Genomic DNA, 15064 nt, shown 5'->3' with positions numbered 1-15064 from the left:
CTAAGATTTCCAAGATTGACGTTGAAGGTATTTGCCGTAGCCGTTTTCGCCCGCCCAGTATTGAAGAGTATTCTCGACGCCGTTACTGGTTAGCGTTGCACCTGATAATGCATCTACCGCGTATTGATTGCCATCGCCAACGTTTTTGTCAACACTGATAGCAACTTCATCCCCTTTGAACAATTTCTTACCATCCCATTTCTCTTGCCACGAGGGATTTTGAATCTCGGCGCCAAGCCCAGGGGTCTCTTTGTGCTGATAATAAATAAGTTCACGAATGGTCTCGCCATCGTTATCAAGGGCAAGGAAGCCGTACATTAGATCCCAAAGGCCCGAGCCGTGAACCGGCAGTATTATGCGGCTTACCGTACCCGTTTCATCTTTTATGTGATACACACTGGCTACGCTTGAGCGCTGTTGAAAGCCTACGTTTGAGCCTTCTACTCGCACGCTAAACTCGGGTTTCTTTGCCGCTTTATACATATCGAAGTCTTCAGACGGTTTTTCTACATACTCACCACTTGATAAGTCGACAAACTTCTCTTCCACACGGTTTTCGTACACTTGTGCAATTTCTTGCTTCGTGCCAACACCGTCTAGTAGTCCCGCAGCGTTTAAGATATTGGATTTTTTATCGAGTGCAGCATTTGTTTCTTGCAAAGAACGCAAGCCAACCGCCGAACCGGACACAACAACCGAACATGCCAAGCACACTGCAACAACGATAAATATTGTTTTACCTAATGTTTCTTTTTTAGCCGACACGAGCTAGCCTCCGCTTTATGTTGCTTTGAGCAACGAAGTAATCAAACAGTGGCGCCCATAAGTTTGCAAACAAGATGGCTAGCATAATGCCTTCAGGGAACGCTGGGTTGAGGACGCGTATTAATACTGTCATCAGGCCAATAAAAAAACCGTACATCCATTTACCTTGATTGGTAAAAGAAGCCGATACCGGGTCGGTCGCCATGAAGAACATACCAAACGCCATGCCGCCGATGACGAAGTGCCAGTATGCGGGCATTGCCATGATTGACGTAGGATCGCTAGCAAACAAATTTAGCAAAGTAGCGAAAAAGGCAACGCCTAAGGCAACGCCGGCGACAATTCGCCAACTCGCAATCCCCAGATAAATGATAAACAAACCACCTAACATAATCATCAGGGTAGATACTTCACCTACTGAGCCTGGAATATTTCCCAAGAACGAATTCATGAACAAAGTCATGTCAGAATAGTCCATTTGACCATTAGCAGCATTACTTAGCCAAGTGGCACCTGAGTAGCCGTCAGGCATTGACGCTGCAACCCAAGGTTGGTCACCTGAGATTTGCGCAGGATATGCAAAATATAAGAATGCACGGCCAGATAGCGCAGGATTCAAGAAATTTCGACCCGTTCCACCAAATATTTCTTTGGCAATAACCACACCGAAAGTAATCCCAAGTGCAACCTGCCAAAGTGGAATGGTAGCCGGTAAGGTAAGCGAGAATAAGACGGAGGTAACGAAGAAGCCTTCGTTCACCTCATGTTTGCGCACTGAAGCAAACAAGACTTCCCAAAACCCGCCGACAATAAAGGTGGTAGCGTAAATAGGCACAAAGAAACACGCGCCGTACAGCATCATCATAAACCAACCTGAGTCGGCCGTTAACGTTCCGCCTATGGCTGTAAATAAGCCAGCCTGCCATCCATCGTATAGTGCTCCGCCAGCTTCAATAGCGTAGGAAGCCTGCAGACCAACGTTGTACATGCCATAAAACATGGCTGGAAACGTTGCCATCCATACCATGATCATAATGCGTTTTAGGTCGATGCTGTCTTTTACGTGGGTATTGGATTTGTTGACTTTTCCGGGTGTGTAGAAAATAGTCGCCGCCGCCTCATACAAAGCGTAGAACTTTTCATATCTTCCACCCGCTTCAAAATCAGGTTCGATCTTCTCTAAATATGCTTTTAAACCCATGACTTAACCCTCAGCTTCGATTTTGGTTAGACAGTCGCGCAAAATAGGACCGTAGTCATATTTGCCGGGACAGACGTACGTACACAATGATAAATCTTCTTCATCCAACTCCAATGCACCAAGCGATTGTGCACCGTCGGTATCACCTGAAATGATATCGCGCAATAGCAGCGTTGGAATAACATCGAGCGGCATAATTCTTTCGTAGTTGCCAATTGGCACCATTGAGCGGTCGGAGCCATTGGTGGTAGATGTCATTGCAAATTTCTTTTTACCCGCCAGATGCCCAAGGTATGCGCGCGTGACAGAGTGTTTGTCCGAACCTGGTGTAATCCAACCAAACAATTTCTTCTCTTTATCTTCTTTTATAAGAGACACTTGGTTGTGATATCGACCTAAATAAGCATGCGGACCCGACGCGTTTGTGCCGTTTAATACAGAACCAGACACAACGCGAATCGGCTCATCGCCAGTTTGCCCTTCAATGAGTTCGTTCACATTTGCACCCACTTGTGTGCGCACAATTTTTGGCGAAGCGGCCATAGGACCTGCAATGGAGACAACCTTGCTCAAGTCTAATTGACCTGCCTTCAATGATGCACCAATCGCAATAACGTCTTGGTAATTGATGTACCAAACTTTCTTGGTGGGACCCACTGGATCAAGATAATGAATGTGAGTACCGGGCAAGCCCGCAGGATGGGGACCTGCAAATTCATTGACTTCTACTCTCTCGCCCGATGCTGGAATATTTGCGCCCGGCGCCTTATTTACGAAAATCTTGCCTTCAGTGAGTTTCGCTAACACTTTAAGGCCGAAAGCAAAGTCTGCTTCGCGCTCAGCAATCACAATTTGAGGGTCAACTGAAAGTGGATTACTGTCAATCGCAGTAACAAAAATAGAATTGGGCGTAGAGTCAATGGCCGGAACTTTACTGTAAGGTCTGGTTCGTAAACCCGTCCACAGTGAAGTTTCTACCAGCACATCAACCACTGACTGTCTTTCAGATGATGCTAAGCTTGAGTCATCAAAGCTTGTAAAAGTTTCTGATTCATCACCGCTAACACCAATAACAACTGACTGCAGTACGCGCTTAGCTCCGCGATTAATTTCGACAATTTCGCCCGCAGCTGGCGCAACAAATTTCACACCTGGGTTTTTCTTGTCTTCAAAAAGCAGTTGCCCCTTTTTAACGGTATCCCCTACCTGTACATGCATAGTAGGACGCATACCGATATATTCCTCTCCCAACACAGCAACCTTAGTCGGCTTAATCGTGTCAACGATTGCCTGCTCAGGTTCGCCCTGTATGGGAAGGTCTAGACCTTTCTTAATCTTAATCATATGCTATTGACTACTCTTAATTTAAAAACCAATTCAAACCCGCCTAGTTCTTCAAGGCCCATGGTTCGCTTTACGCATTCGCATAGTGAACATCGGCCTTTTTGACAAAGACTTAATCCCTGTGCCTCTGTGCCTTGCATTCGGAATTTGACTGCTTTATGCAAGAAACAAGCTTGTTTCAATTGATTCCTAATGATTAGGGTATCTTTTTCTATACATAGGTATTATTGAGCACAAACGACATTTAGCTATCTCGAACTCTAATATACAATTGTTTTTATTATGATTTTTAGAAAAAGTTTCTTCATTCAGCCAAGCTATGTGACGATTTAGCGACATGCCCATGCTGAATGGGCGCGATTTTAGCATTATCTGCCCTGTAAACGCCATCGGAATTATACCAAAAGCGTATTTATTCCAAAGCTATCGTGAACAAATAATTCCACGCACTCGCTCGCACAAGCCTTTATTTACAAAGGATTAACGTTTTATTAAACATACAGGGCTCAGTATAGACGAGAGACTGACTACGACCAATGGACGATAGGGTCTACATCCACTTCATAATCAACACCTTCAAACGCAAAACCAAACAGATTTAGGAAGTCTGAATGATATCCGGCGTAGTCTGACAATTCATGGAAGTTATCTTGCGACACCTTATCCCACAAGACTTTAATTTTTGCCTGTGTCGCTTCATTTGTCTCAATGCCGTCCATTCTATATCGATTCATATCGTCGGTTGGCGGGGACGCTGCATAAAGTCGCTGGTCGAACAAACCCACAATTTGCTCAATACAACCTTGATGAGTTCCCTCTTGTTTCATCACTTTGTAAATCAACGAGATATATAGCGGCATCACAGGAATAGCTGAGCTGGCTTGCGTCACCAAAGCCTTTAATGAAGAAACATTTGCTTGCACAGCGAGCGAAGACAGTTCTGACATAATCGCCTTTGCAGCTCGGTCTAAGTCTTCTTTCGCTTTACCTATGGTAGCTTGCCCATAAATTGGCCAAGTGAGTTCTTTGCCAATATAGGTATATGCAGTTGTTTTACAATTTTCAGATAAAACGCCTGCTGCACCTAATTGCGACATCCAGCGCTCCCAATCTTCTCCGCCCATTACCTTGACCGTTTGTGCTATCTCATCTTCATTTGCCGGTTCCAGATTAACCTCATGTACCATGTCTTTGTCGGTATCGTAGGTTTTTGTTGTGTAAGCGCTGCCAACAGGCTTCAGCGTTGACTTGTATACTTCGCCAGTCTCTGGATCGGTGCGCCGTGGCGAAGCGAGCGAGTAAATAACTAAATCTATTTGACCGAGATCTTGCTTAATTAAGTCTATGGTTTGCTGCTTGATTTCATCAGAAAACGCGTCACCATTTATGCTTTTTGCATACAAGCCTTTTGCCTGCGCTTGTTCATGAAATGCTGCGGTATTATAAAAGCCAGCCGTGCCAGTTTTACGCTCATTTGGCGCTTTTTCAAAGCATATACCCAAGGTATTTGCACCATAGCCAAAAGCAGAAGTAATTCGCGACGCTAACCCGTAGCCTGTTGAGCAACCAATTACCAACACATTTTTAGGGCCAGTCTGCTCAAGCGATTGAGACTCAACATATGCAATTTGATTTTCAACACTCTTGGCGCAACCAACAGGGTGAGCGTTTGTGCAAATAAATCCTCTAACTTTTGGTTTGATAACCATGGGGGCTCCTTTAAAAGCTCGGTAAGGCTGTTTGCCGCAATATGCTGCATTGTCTAAAGATGAGCGGCGGCGATATTTAACTCGGCGCGCATTCTAAAACGAAGTGCGCCGCTAACATATCAGTCCAGATCAACACGCCCTAGCGATTGTTGTAATAAGCTTGTTCAGATAGCGCATGATAGCGTTTTGCACTTTGAAAAAAGCGCTCGTAAGAAGCATAGATTCTGTCAAAATCTTCATTCTCGGCACGTTTTTGAGCCACCACTTTTGCGTTGGCCATTTTTAATGCTTGGATAACGTCATCAGGAAGAGGGCGAACATCAATATTGTGTTCGTTTATGAGCTGCTCCATTGCGGTATGATTGCGTGCGGTATATTCATCGAGCATGTCGGAGTGAACTAAGCGTGTCGCAGCTTCGACAATTTTCTGTAAATCAGCAGGCAGGGCATTGAAGGCTTCTGCATTTACAATAAACTCAAGAGTAGTCCCTGGTTCGTGCCAGCCGCTATGATAATAATAATCAGCTGCTTTATGCAGTCCAAAGGCTAGGTCGTTATAAGGCCCAACCCACTCAGTAGCGTCAATAGCACCGCTTTGTAGAGAGGTAAAAATTTCACCACCTGTTAAGGTCACGGGCAAGCCACCAACCTCTTTAAACACTTCTCCACCAATGCCGGGAATACGCATTTTCAAGCCTTGTAAATCATCCACGGAGTTTATTTCTTTCTTAAACCAGCCAGCCATCTGCACGCCAGAGCTACCGCCAGCAAAAGGAATTACACCAAAGGGCTCATACAGCTCGCGCCACAACTTCATACCCTCTCCGTAGTGCAACCATGCGCTTGTTTCAGCAGCATTCATACCAAAGGGCATTGCTGAAAAAATGGGGGCTGCAGGAATTTTACCCTTCCAATAATACGCTCCTGAATGACCCATTTGAGCGCTACCAGCTGATACTGCATTGAATACCTCAAACCCCGGCACTAACTCACCCGCTCCGTACACTGCAACTTCTAGGCGGCCACCAGACATTTGATTAACGTATGTCGCAAAGGTTTCTGGACCCTTGCCCAATCCGGGAAAGTTCTTCGGCCACGATGTGACTAACTTCCATTTAAACGTTTCACTAGAACTGCTCACAGCATCTTTATTGCTTGACGCGGTATCTTCGCCACAAGCAAATAAAATCAGGGTGAGGGCAAAAGCAATCAACAAAGTCATAAAGCGCTTTTGAATGTGCATGTCGGTAATCATCCTTATTGATAAACGGTATCGGGGAGCCAAGTGACGATTTCAGGCCAAATCGACATCATCACCAACACCAATATTTGTATTGCAATAAAAGGTATCACGCCTTTGTAAATCTGGGTAGTCTGCACCAGGTCACTTGCTACCCCTCTAAGGTAAAACAGCGCAAACCCGAAAGGCGGGGTTAGAAATGAGGTTTGAAGATTCACCGCCAACATTATCCCTAACCATATCGGGTCAACGCCCATAATAATCAGTATCGGCGCCACAATGGGCACCACAACAAAGGTAATTTCAATAAAGTCGAGAATAAAGCCAAGTAAAAATACAACCACCATCACCAGCAGCATCGCAGTGAATACACCACCGGGTAAACTGGTGAAAAACTCTTTCAACAAAATCTCACCACCAAAGCCTCTAAACACGAGGGAAAATATAGATGCGCCGATTAAAATAAGGAAAACCATGCAGGTGACTTTGGTGGTTTCTTGGACCACGTATGTAACGTTAGGCTTAGTCAGTTGACGCTTAATTGCTGCAAGTATTAACGCCCCAACTGCGCCAACACCTGCAGCTTCGGTAGGCGTTGCAAAGCCAAATAATATTGAACCCAACACAGCGACAATCAAAATAAGAGGGGGCAGTAACGCGCCGAGTAGCGCACTTACTGAAGCGTGCTCATTTTCTTGCCCCTTTGCGGGCACCTGCGATGGCGAGAATCGACTCACACCCCACATATACAGAAGATAACACGCCACTAATAACAAACCCGGTACCAGAGCACCAACAAACAAATCACCTACTGATACACTTTCAGGTGAGAAAATCCCCATGTCGAGCTGTGCCTTTTGGTAGGCGCTCGATAATACATCGCCCAATAAGACTAACGCGATGGAGGGAGGAATAATCTGCCCTAAGGTACCGGTGGCGCAAATGGTGCCCGTTGCGAGTGCAGGCGAATATCCACGTTTGAGCATGGTCGGCAAGCTCAACAGTCCCATAGTAACTACCGTAGCACCGACAATGCCAGTGCTGGCGGCAAGCAGCATACCCACTAAAATGACCGATACACCCAAGCCGCTTTTAAACCGGCCAAGCACCGCCGACATAGCAACCAATAGATCTTCCGCGATTTTAGAACGCTCTAGCACAACGCCCATAAATACAAACAGCGGTACTGCGATTAAGGTCGTGTTGCTGATTATGCCGAATAAACGAGACGGTGCGGTGAGTAAATAGTTAGCATCAAACACACCAAAGAGCGCGCCGACACCCGCAAAAATTAGAGAAACACCTGCTAGGGTAAGCGCCACAGGGTAACCAAATAAAAGGGCACCGCACACTGCGGCAAAAAGAACGAGTGAAAGCCATTCCATGCTAAATATGCTCCTGCTGCTTGGCATTCAAAGCGTTTTCATCTTCTGAGAAGCTAATGTGCCCTAGGAGTCTCAAGGTATTTGTAATGATTTCGGAGATGGCTTGCAACACCATGGAAATGGCAAAAATCAGCAAAAATGATTTTAAAACATAGACAAACGGTAAGCCCCCGGGCTCCCTGCTACCCTCTAACAATGACCAAGAATCAATTACATAGTCAAAGCAAATTATTCCAATATACAAAGAAACCGGGAGCATGAATACAAGGCTGCCAAGCAAATTGACCATGGCTTGTTTACGCTTTGAATATTGCCTATAAAATACATCAACGCGCACGTGCGCGTTTTGTTGATACGTAAAAGCACTGCCAAGCAAAAATACGGCAGCATGCAAATACATGACCGATTCCTGCATGGCAATCCACCCAAGACTGAATCCGTATCGAAGTACCACGATCCCAAACATTACGATTGCCATTGCAATGGTAGCGTAACTCACTACTTTACCCAACGCGGCATTGATTCGATTAATGATATTCGCTACTGTTGCTAGTACGTTTTGCATTTCGACTCGAATTCTAAGAGCTGATTAGGCTATTAATAAAAAACGTTTTTAAAAGCAGACTTTACGAGACGACTTCTAACAGCTCTATATCAAATACTAAGGTTGAGAATGGGCCAATCGCACCACCTGCACCTTGCTCACCGTAGGCTAAATCGTGTGGAATAAACAAACGCCATTTATCACCAACATTCATGAGTTGAAGCGCTTCTGTCCAACCTTTTATTACGCCGCCCACTGGAAACTCAGCCGGTTGACCGCGCTCATAGCTGCTGTCGAATACGGTTCCGTCAATCAAGGTTCCGTGATAATGGGTTTTTACAGTAGATGAAGCATCTGGCGTTACATCAGATTCACCTTTATTAACCACCTCATATTGCAAGCCCGATGCAGTTACTATTACTTCATCACGCTTGGCGTTATCGGCTAAAAACGCTTCTCCTTGCTCCACCACTTCTGCAAACTTATCTTGCTTTGCCGCTTGCAGACGCTGGTGGATTTCGTTAAACGCGACGCGAAGTTCATCGTTACTCACTGCCGGTTCCGATTTATCAAAACCATCTTTAATGCCCTGCGCAACAATATCAAGCGATAGTCCATCGAAAGGATTGCTCGCTAATTGCTCACCCATCTGATACCCAATACCATAACTTGCTTGCTGTTCTACACCTGTAATCTTATCTGACACAACATCTCCAAAATAATGAAGCCTTTCAATCAACATTAGCATTTGAATGTGAATTCAAAACTGGGATAAAAAGGCGCTTAAGCGACTGCTTCGCTTATGAATAAAATGAGGCGCTAAAACTATCACAGTAATGTGCGAATTAATACATGTCAGTGTCGCTTCATGAGCCATTAATCCTATGCTGCATGCATGTGGGTGCATAAATTTCCACAAGAGATTCATAATTATTTATAATAGCAAATTCAATTTGCACCATAGACTTCGCATGTGCATCTGCGTATGTTGTGGTTCGAGATAATAATGGATATATATTGAGGAATATGCCTACATGAGCAACGTGCATGACGCTAAAGAAACTCTTGCTTCGCAATTAAAAGAGACAATCAAGTACTTAGGCGCAACCCTTGGTGAGACCATTGAAGCCGAACTGGGGAGCGAATGGCTGGCTCGCATCGAGCAAGTACGACACGACGGTCGTCATTCCTCGCAAGGAGAGGTGCAAAGTAGCGAGCGCCTTGCTAAGACAATTGCCCAAATGGACAATCAATCATTGCTTACGGTGGGTCGCGCCTTTGCGCAATTTCTCAATTTGGCCAATATTGCCGAGCAAGAGTTCAATAGCAAAGCGCTTGAGGGCGAATCTTTATTAAGCTACTTTTCCGAACTGCTTGATAGCAACGGAGTGACAAAGGATGCAGAAAAGAAAACTCAAATTCTGCAGGCCATTAACAAGCTAAATATTGACTTAGTGCTAACTGCGCATCCGACTGAAGTGACCAGACGCACGCTTATTCATAAACACCGCGCGCTAGCCTCTCAACTTCAAAAGTTACACAACCCCGGTATATCCGAAGTTGAACAACGCAAGACTAAAGCAAGAATTGCCGACCTGATTGCCCAAGCCTGGCATACAGAAGAAATTCGCTCTGTGCGCCCTACGCCAGTAGATGAAGCCCGGTGGGGATACTCTGTAATTGAAAGCTCATTATGGGAAGCTGTGCCTGACTTTTTACGCGATCTTGACGACCTGCTAGATGCAAAGTTCGACACCCAGCTACCCCTCGACGCGAAACCTGTGCAGTTTAGTTCTTGGATGGGCGGTGATCGAGATGGCAACCCTTTCGTTACTTCAAGCGTCACTGAAGAAGTGTTGCTCAGAGCCCGCCGCCGCGCCGCAAAGCTTTTTTTAAACGATATGAATGACCTATACGTCGAACTGTCGATGAATGACTGCAATGGGCCTATGCGAGAGGCTGTGGGAGATGTCAAAGAACCCTATCGCGAACTGCTTAAGCCGCTGGTTAAAAAACTAGAAATCACCCGCGAAGGCAGAGCACCGCTAGAACAGTGGATGCAGACGAATGATGAGTTACTCAGTCCACTTATTTTGTGTTACGAGTCGCTGATAGAGTGCGGTATGAAAGTCATTGCAAATGGCGCTCTGCTTGACACTATCCGGCGCGCACATGTCTTTGGCATGCACCTGCTCAAATTAGATATCAGGCAAGATTCAGGCAGACACGCGGATGTGTTTAGTGAGTTGACTCGCTATTTAGGCTTAGGTGATTACAATCAATGGTCAGAAAAAGATAAGCAAGCCTTTTTACTTCGAGAGTTAGCATCGCGGCGCCCGCTAATACCGATGCAGTGGCAACCAAGTGAGGAAGTACAAGAAGTCCTAGATACTTGCAAAGTGATTTCAAATCACGGCAAAGAAGGCTTCGGCATCTACATTATATCAATGGCGAGTGAGCCCTCAGACGTTTTGGCTGTGCAGCTTCTACTGAAAGAAAGCGGTGTTGACTGGCCGATGCCCGTTGCCCCCCTGTTTGAAACCTTGGACGACCTTAATCATTCACCTGCGGTAATGCAGTCTTTGTTAAACATTGACTGGTATCGCGGATATATAAGCGGTCAGCAATACGTGATGATTGGCTACTCCGACTCAGCCAAAGATGCAGGCTCACTCGCGGCAGGATGGGCGCAGTACAGCTCGCAAGAAGCACTGGTTAAAATTGCAAAAGAGCAAGACATCAAACTCACCTTATTCCACGGTCGCGGCGGCACCATCGGTCGCGGTGGATTACCAGCAAAAGCGGCTATACACTCCCAGCCACCAGGATCACTGGCAGGTGGCTTTAGGGTGACCGAGCAAGGCGAAACGATTCGCTACAAATTTGGTATGCCGCAACTGGCAAAACGCAGCTTATCCTTGTATGCGTCAGCGGTTGTGGAGGCTATTACCTCACCACCACCAGAGCCAAAGCAGCGCTGGCGAGAGCTGATATCGCAGATGGCAGAGCAAGGTTGCGACAATTATCGTAAAACAGTGCGGCACGACAAAGAATTTGTGCCTTATTTCAGAGTTGCCACGCCTGAGCAAGAATTGGGTAAACTACCCTTGGGAAGTCGGCCTGCTAAACGAAAGCCAAGCGGCGGCATTGAAAGCTTGCGAGCTATTCCGTGGATCTTCGCGTGGGCGCAAACTCGTTTAGTTTTGCCCTCATGGCTCGGCGTGATGCGGGCAGTGGAATCCCTAAACACGCCAGATAATCAAGCCGATGTGCAAGAAATGATTGAGCAGTGGCCGTTTTTCGCATCACGTTTGTCTATGCTCGACATGGTGTTTAAAAAAGCTGACCCTGCTATTAGCGAAGCCTACGACAAACGCCTCGTACCTGATAACTTAGCTCATTTTGGCGAAGCTTTGCGAGAAGAACTGAAAGAAAGCATGGATTCGTTGCTTAAAATTACGGGGCATGACTACATGATGGAAGACGATCCGCTAGGTCGAAATTCCATGAACATTCGAGCGGGATACTTGCAGCCTTTACACTATTTGCAAATTGAACTCTTAGATCGCATTCGAAAATCAGAAGCGTCTGAAAGTGATGCGGATGATGATATTCGCGCATTAAATAGTGCGATGATGGTAGCGATAACCGGCATAGCCGTTGGTATACGCAACACCGGCTAAGCCTTGTCATTTGCCAGTATGGGAATGCATAAGAGAGTTGTAATAAAAATGGATGTTAATTTTGAACAATGACTCAACGCACGAGCCAGGGCTAGTGAGTATTGGCTTAGTGAACCCAAAATCCGCATCAAATGTCGCGTCAATATTGCGAGCCGGGGGATGTTACGGCATATCGTCAGTATTTTATACCGGACAGCGCTTTCGTCGAGCTAAAGACTTCAATCAAGATACTAAGGGAGTAAGGTTTAAAATCCCGACTATTGGCGTAGATGACTTATTCGAGTTTATGCCTCATGGCGCTACGCCTGTTGCAGTCGAAATTTCGGAACAGGCGCAACCGCTTCCCGAATTTGAGCACCCTGACAACGCATACTACATACTGGGACCTGAAGACGGTTCAATACCGTTGAAGGTAGTTAAGCAATGCTCTCATATAGTGTACGTACCCACCTTCACCAGCATGAACCTGGCCGCGACCGCAAATGTACTGCTATATGACAGGCTGGCTAAACGAGGATATGTGCATTCCAAAGCGTTTATTCGCAAAAGCCGAGACAACAATAATAGATTATAAAAAAGCCACTGCGTCACAGATACGCAGTGACTTTTTAAATGATAGAGCGATAAAGCAAATCGTCAGATTAACCTTTGACGAAGTCCACACCTAACTGAATATCGCCGCGCAGGCCATCTAGCATGTCGTTTTTGGCTTGCTCTTCAAAGGCGCTTAAATCGCCGTAAGGTAGGATTTCTTCAACACCGTTTTTGCCTAATCTCACTGGGTGCGCAAAAAATGCAGCATCTTCTGAGCCATCCACTTGTACGTAGGTATACTCGGTTACTGCTTCACCCTGCATGGCTTTAACTAGCGATAAGCAAAAACGCGCCGCTGCTTGTCCCATAGACAAGGTAGCAGAACCACCGCCAGCTTTCGCCTCAACCACCTCGGTGCCTGCATTTTGAATACGTTTCGTCAGACTTTCTACTTCGTCATCGCTAAAGCTCACGCCTTCAACTTGTGAAAGCAATGGCAAAATCGTGGTACCTGAATGTCCGCCAATAACAGGAACGTGGACATCTGAGATGCTCTTTACTTTCAGTTCAGCAACAAAGGTTTCTGAACGAATAACATCAAGCGTGGTTACGCCAAATAACTTGTTCTTATCGTAAACGCCTTTCGCTTTAAGCGTTTCAGCCGCAATCGCAACCGTGGTGTTCACCGGGTTTGTGATAACGCCAATGCACGCATTTGGACAGTTATCAGCACAGGCTTCGATCAGATTTTTAACGATGCCTGCATTGATATTAAATAAATCTGAGCGATCCATACCTGGTTTTCTTGGCACGCCAGCAGGGATTAAAACGATATCACAAGCACTTAGCGCATCTGCTAAATCATCTTTGCCGTAACCTTTTACTCTAACATCAGTAGGTATATGGCTAAGGTCCACTGCAACGCCTGGAACAACTGGGGCTACATCATATAAAGATAGCTCAGAACCTGCTGGTAACTGAGTTTTGAGTAGTAATGACAGTGCTTGCCCAATTCCGCCTGCGGCGCCTAATACGGCTACTTTCATGTTTTATCTCCTGTGTGAGCTTATGATCTTGGTGCACCTGTATGCATGCACTGACTTAAATTCGTGCGTGAGAATAATCTATATGAGGTGTTATCTCAATGACACAATGGTCTGATAAAAATTATTTAACCTCAACTCGGGATAAGAAATCGGAAATGTTAAAGCGTGTTATCTTATTCAAGCTTGGAGCCTGTTGATCTTATTGCGCAAATCAAGTCTCCAGCCTATCATTAGTACGTTTATTTTTAGGTAATCCATTCCTTAAGCAAAGTATAACGAGCAGCCAAGCATGACAAGCAGCAAACAAGATGAATTAGTAAAGGCATTCAAAGAGATACTTAATACTGAAAGCTATGGCTCTCAGGGCGAAATTGTAAGCGCATTAAAAAACCTAGGCTTTGACAATATCAGTCAGTCTAAAGTAAGTCGTATGTTGAGTAAGTTCGGTGCCGTGAGAACGCGCGATGCTCGCGGCGATATGGTCTATTGCCTTCCACCTGAGTTGGGCATGCCCACTGCTAAAAGCCCAGTCAAACAGCTTGTTTTGGATATTGTGCATAACAACGTCATGGTCATTATCCGCACCAGTCCGGGCGCCGCACAGCTTATCGCTCGATTACTCGACTCGTTAAGTCATACTGATGGCGTGCTGGGCACGATAGCTGGTGACGATACGATTTTTATCGCGCCAGCTGACATTAACGATATCGATGATCTTAGGCAGCGTGTACAGGACTTATTCGACAGTGTTTAAGTGTCCTTGTTTAAGACTCTTTTGCCTTAAGGGCAAACTCATACAGCTGTTTTTTATTTACCTTGTAGTGTTTTGACACCACCGCCGCGGCTCGTTTTGGCGGGAGCAGAGACCCTAGCTCATCCAGCAGGGCAATTGCTTCAATAGGCAAGTCTTCGTCCTTTTCTTTCGCTAGATGCAACATCAACACAAACTCTCCTTTTTCATGCGCACTTTCAAGATTTAAATAATCCAAAAGCGTTTGTGCACTGCCTGAGATATACGTCTCAAAGGTTTTGCTTATTTCTTTTGCTAATACAAAATGACATGAGGCCGGAAGAACGCGCATGCACATGTCAACCGTCGCTTTGATTCGTCTTGGCGCTTCATAAAACACAGCCGTATGATGAGTATACGCGGCATGCTCAAGCACATTTTGCTTTGCTTGTTGCTTAACCGGCAAAAAGCCAAAAAACGTAAAAACATCTGTGGGTAAACCTGAAGCGCTTAGCGCTGTAGTCAGCGCACACGGGCCTGGCAATGCAATCACCTTAATGTCCTCTCGTCTGCACGCTGCTACAAAGGTAAATCCAGGATCGCTTATTAAGGGTGTGCCCGCATCGCTGATTAACGCAACAGATGTGCCGCTCAATAGCTTTTCAATTAAAAGTGCGCTGCGAGCACTCTCGTTATGAGTATGCAGACTTATTGTGCGCGTTGTTATGTTATAGTGATGCAATAGCCGAGCAGAGTGACGCGTATCCTCAGCAGCGATTAAATCAACATCGGTTAATACACCCAGAGCACGATGGCTAATATCAGATAGATTTCCGATGGGCGTTGGCACAATATACAAACATGCTTGCTCTGGCATTTTATC

Annotated in this window: 13 protein-coding genes; 3 read left to right on the top strand and 10 right to left on the bottom strand. The window is 45.6% G+C overall.

The window, feature by feature from the left end:
* The 8 genes from PN836_RS19040 to PN836_RS19005 form a co-directional block, all read right to left on the bottom strand.
* Entirely contained in the window at nt 1-765 is a 765-nt protein-coding gene (locus PN836_RS19040; RefSeq protein ID WP_395341408.1) for a Na(+)-translocating NADH-quinone reductase subunit C, read from the bottom strand.
* Nucleotides 755-1966, bottom strand: a complete 1212-nt coding sequence (locus PN836_RS19035) for an NADH:ubiquinone reductase (Na(+)-transporting) subunit B (RefSeq protein WP_395341405.1) — start codon at nt 1964-1966, stop codon at nt 755-757. Before PN836_RS19035 ends, PN836_RS19040 begins: the two co-directional genes overlap by 11 nt.
* A gap of 3 nt (nt 1967-1969) precedes the next feature.
* A complete protein-coding gene (locus PN836_RS19030) occupies nt 1970-3310 on the bottom strand; it encodes a Na(+)-translocating NADH-quinone reductase subunit A (RefSeq protein WP_395341403.1) in 1341 nt (446 codons plus the stop codon).
* A 527-nt stretch (nt 3311-3837) separates the two neighbouring features.
* Nucleotides 3838-5019, bottom strand: a complete 1182-nt coding sequence (fabV, locus tag PN836_RS19025; protein ID WP_395341401.1) for an enoyl-ACP reductase FabV — start codon at nt 5017-5019, stop codon at nt 3838-3840.
* A gap of 139 nt (nt 5020-5158) precedes the next feature.
* On the bottom strand, nt 5159-6262 hold the full coding sequence (locus tag PN836_RS19020; protein WP_395341399.1) for a TRAP transporter substrate-binding protein: 1104 nt from the start codon (nt 6260-6262) through the stop codon (nt 5159-5161).
* A gap of 14 nt (nt 6263-6276) precedes the next feature.
* Nucleotides 6277-7644, bottom strand: coding sequence for a TRAP transporter large permease (locus PN836_RS19015; protein ID WP_395341396.1), 1368 nt, complete (start codon nt 7642-7644; stop codon nt 6277-6279).
* Between the two features lies 1 nt (nt 7645).
* Entirely contained in the window at nt 7646-8209 is a 564-nt protein-coding gene (locus PN836_RS19010; protein ID WP_395341394.1) for a TRAP transporter small permease subunit, read from the bottom strand.
* 61 nt (nt 8210-8270) lie between these two features.
* Nucleotides 8271-8894, bottom strand: coding sequence for an FKBP-type peptidyl-prolyl cis-trans isomerase (locus PN836_RS19005; protein ID WP_395341392.1), 624 nt, complete (start codon nt 8892-8894; stop codon nt 8271-8273).
* A 328-nt stretch (nt 8895-9222) separates the two neighbouring features.
* Here PN836_RS19005 and ppc point away from each other — a divergent pair, with 328 nt between their 5' ends.
* The gene (gene ppc / locus PN836_RS19000; protein WP_395341390.1) at nt 9223-11871 is read left to right on the top strand and encodes a phosphoenolpyruvate carboxylase; all 2649 of its coding nucleotides are present in this window, start codon (nt 9223-9225) and stop codon (nt 11869-11871) included.
* A gap of 52 nt (nt 11872-11923) precedes the next feature.
* Nucleotides 11924-12445 carry an RNA methyltransferase gene (locus PN836_RS18995; RefSeq protein WP_395341389.1) on the top strand — a complete coding sequence of 174 codons (522 nt, stop codon included), beginning with the start codon at nt 11924-11926 and terminating at the stop codon, nt 12443-12445.
* Nucleotides 12446-12512: 67 nt separating this feature from the next.
* On the opposite strand, the gene mdh is transcribed toward PN836_RS18995, so the two are convergent.
* Nucleotides 12513-13451, bottom strand: a complete 939-nt coding sequence (gene mdh, locus PN836_RS18990) for a malate dehydrogenase (protein ID WP_395341388.1) — start codon at nt 13449-13451, stop codon at nt 12513-12515.
* A gap of 289 nt (nt 13452-13740) precedes the next feature.
* Here mdh and argR point away from each other — a divergent pair, with 289 nt between their 5' ends.
* Nucleotides 13741-14205, top strand: coding sequence for a transcriptional regulator ArgR (argR, locus tag PN836_RS18985; protein ID WP_395341386.1), 465 nt, complete (start codon nt 13741-13743; stop codon nt 14203-14205).
* 10 nt (nt 14206-14215) lie between these two features.
* Here the strand turns inward: argR and rsmI are convergent, their stop codons facing one another.
* Nucleotides 14216-15058, bottom strand: coding sequence for a 16S rRNA (cytidine(1402)-2'-O)-methyltransferase (rsmI, locus tag PN836_RS18980; protein ID WP_395341384.1), 843 nt, complete (start codon nt 15056-15058; stop codon nt 14216-14218).
* Nucleotides 15059-15064 lie beyond the last annotated feature (6 nt).

Origin of the sequence: Ningiella algicola (genome assembly GCF_028401415.2) — a bacterium.
GTDB lineage: Bacteria > Pseudomonadota > Gammaproteobacteria > Enterobacterales > Alteromonadaceae > Glaciecola.
The sequence above is the reverse complement of the archived record's forward strand: the minus strand, read 5'-3'. Positions and strand labels throughout refer to the sequence as shown.

Excerpts from the sequence above, each read along its gene's own strand:
- PN836_RS19035 (WP_395341405.1), bottom strand. The coding sequence starts at position 1,966 with ATGGGTTTAAAAGCATATTTAGAGAAGATCGAACCTGATTTTGAAGCG.
- PN836_RS19020 (WP_395341399.1), bottom strand. The coding sequence starts at position 6,262 with ATGCACATTCAAAAGCGCTTTATGACTTTGTTGATTGCTTTTGCCCTC.
- fabV (WP_395341401.1), bottom strand. The coding sequence starts at position 5,019 with ATGGTTATCAAACCAAAAGTTAGAGGATTTATTTGCACAAACGCTCAC.
- rsmI (WP_395341384.1), bottom strand. The coding sequence starts at position 15,058 with ATGCCAGAGCAAGCATGTTTGTATATTGTGCCAACGCCCATCGGAAAT.
- ppc (WP_395341390.1), top strand. The coding sequence starts at position 9,223 with ATGAGCAACGTGCATGACGCTAAAGAAACTCTTGCTTCGCAATTAAAA.
- PN836_RS19010 (WP_395341394.1), bottom strand. The coding sequence starts at position 8,209 with ATGCAAAACGTACTAGCAACAGTAGCGAATATCATTAATCGAATCAAT.
- PN836_RS19030 (WP_395341403.1), bottom strand. The coding sequence starts at position 3,310 with ATGATTAAGATTAAGAAAGGTCTAGACCTTCCCATACAGGGCGAACCT.
- argR (WP_395341386.1), top strand. The coding sequence starts at position 13,741 with ATGACAAGCAGCAAACAAGATGAATTAGTAAAGGCATTCAAAGAGATA.
- mdh (WP_395341388.1), bottom strand. The coding sequence starts at position 13,451 with ATGAAAGTAGCCGTATTAGGCGCCGCAGGCGGAATTGGGCAAGCACTG.
- PN836_RS19015 (WP_395341396.1), bottom strand. The coding sequence starts at position 7,644 with ATGGAATGGCTTTCACTCGTTCTTTTTGCCGCAGTGTGCGGTGCCCTT.
- PN836_RS18995 (WP_395341389.1), top strand. The coding sequence starts at position 11,924 with ATGTTAATTTTGAACAATGACTCAACGCACGAGCCAGGGCTAGTGAGT.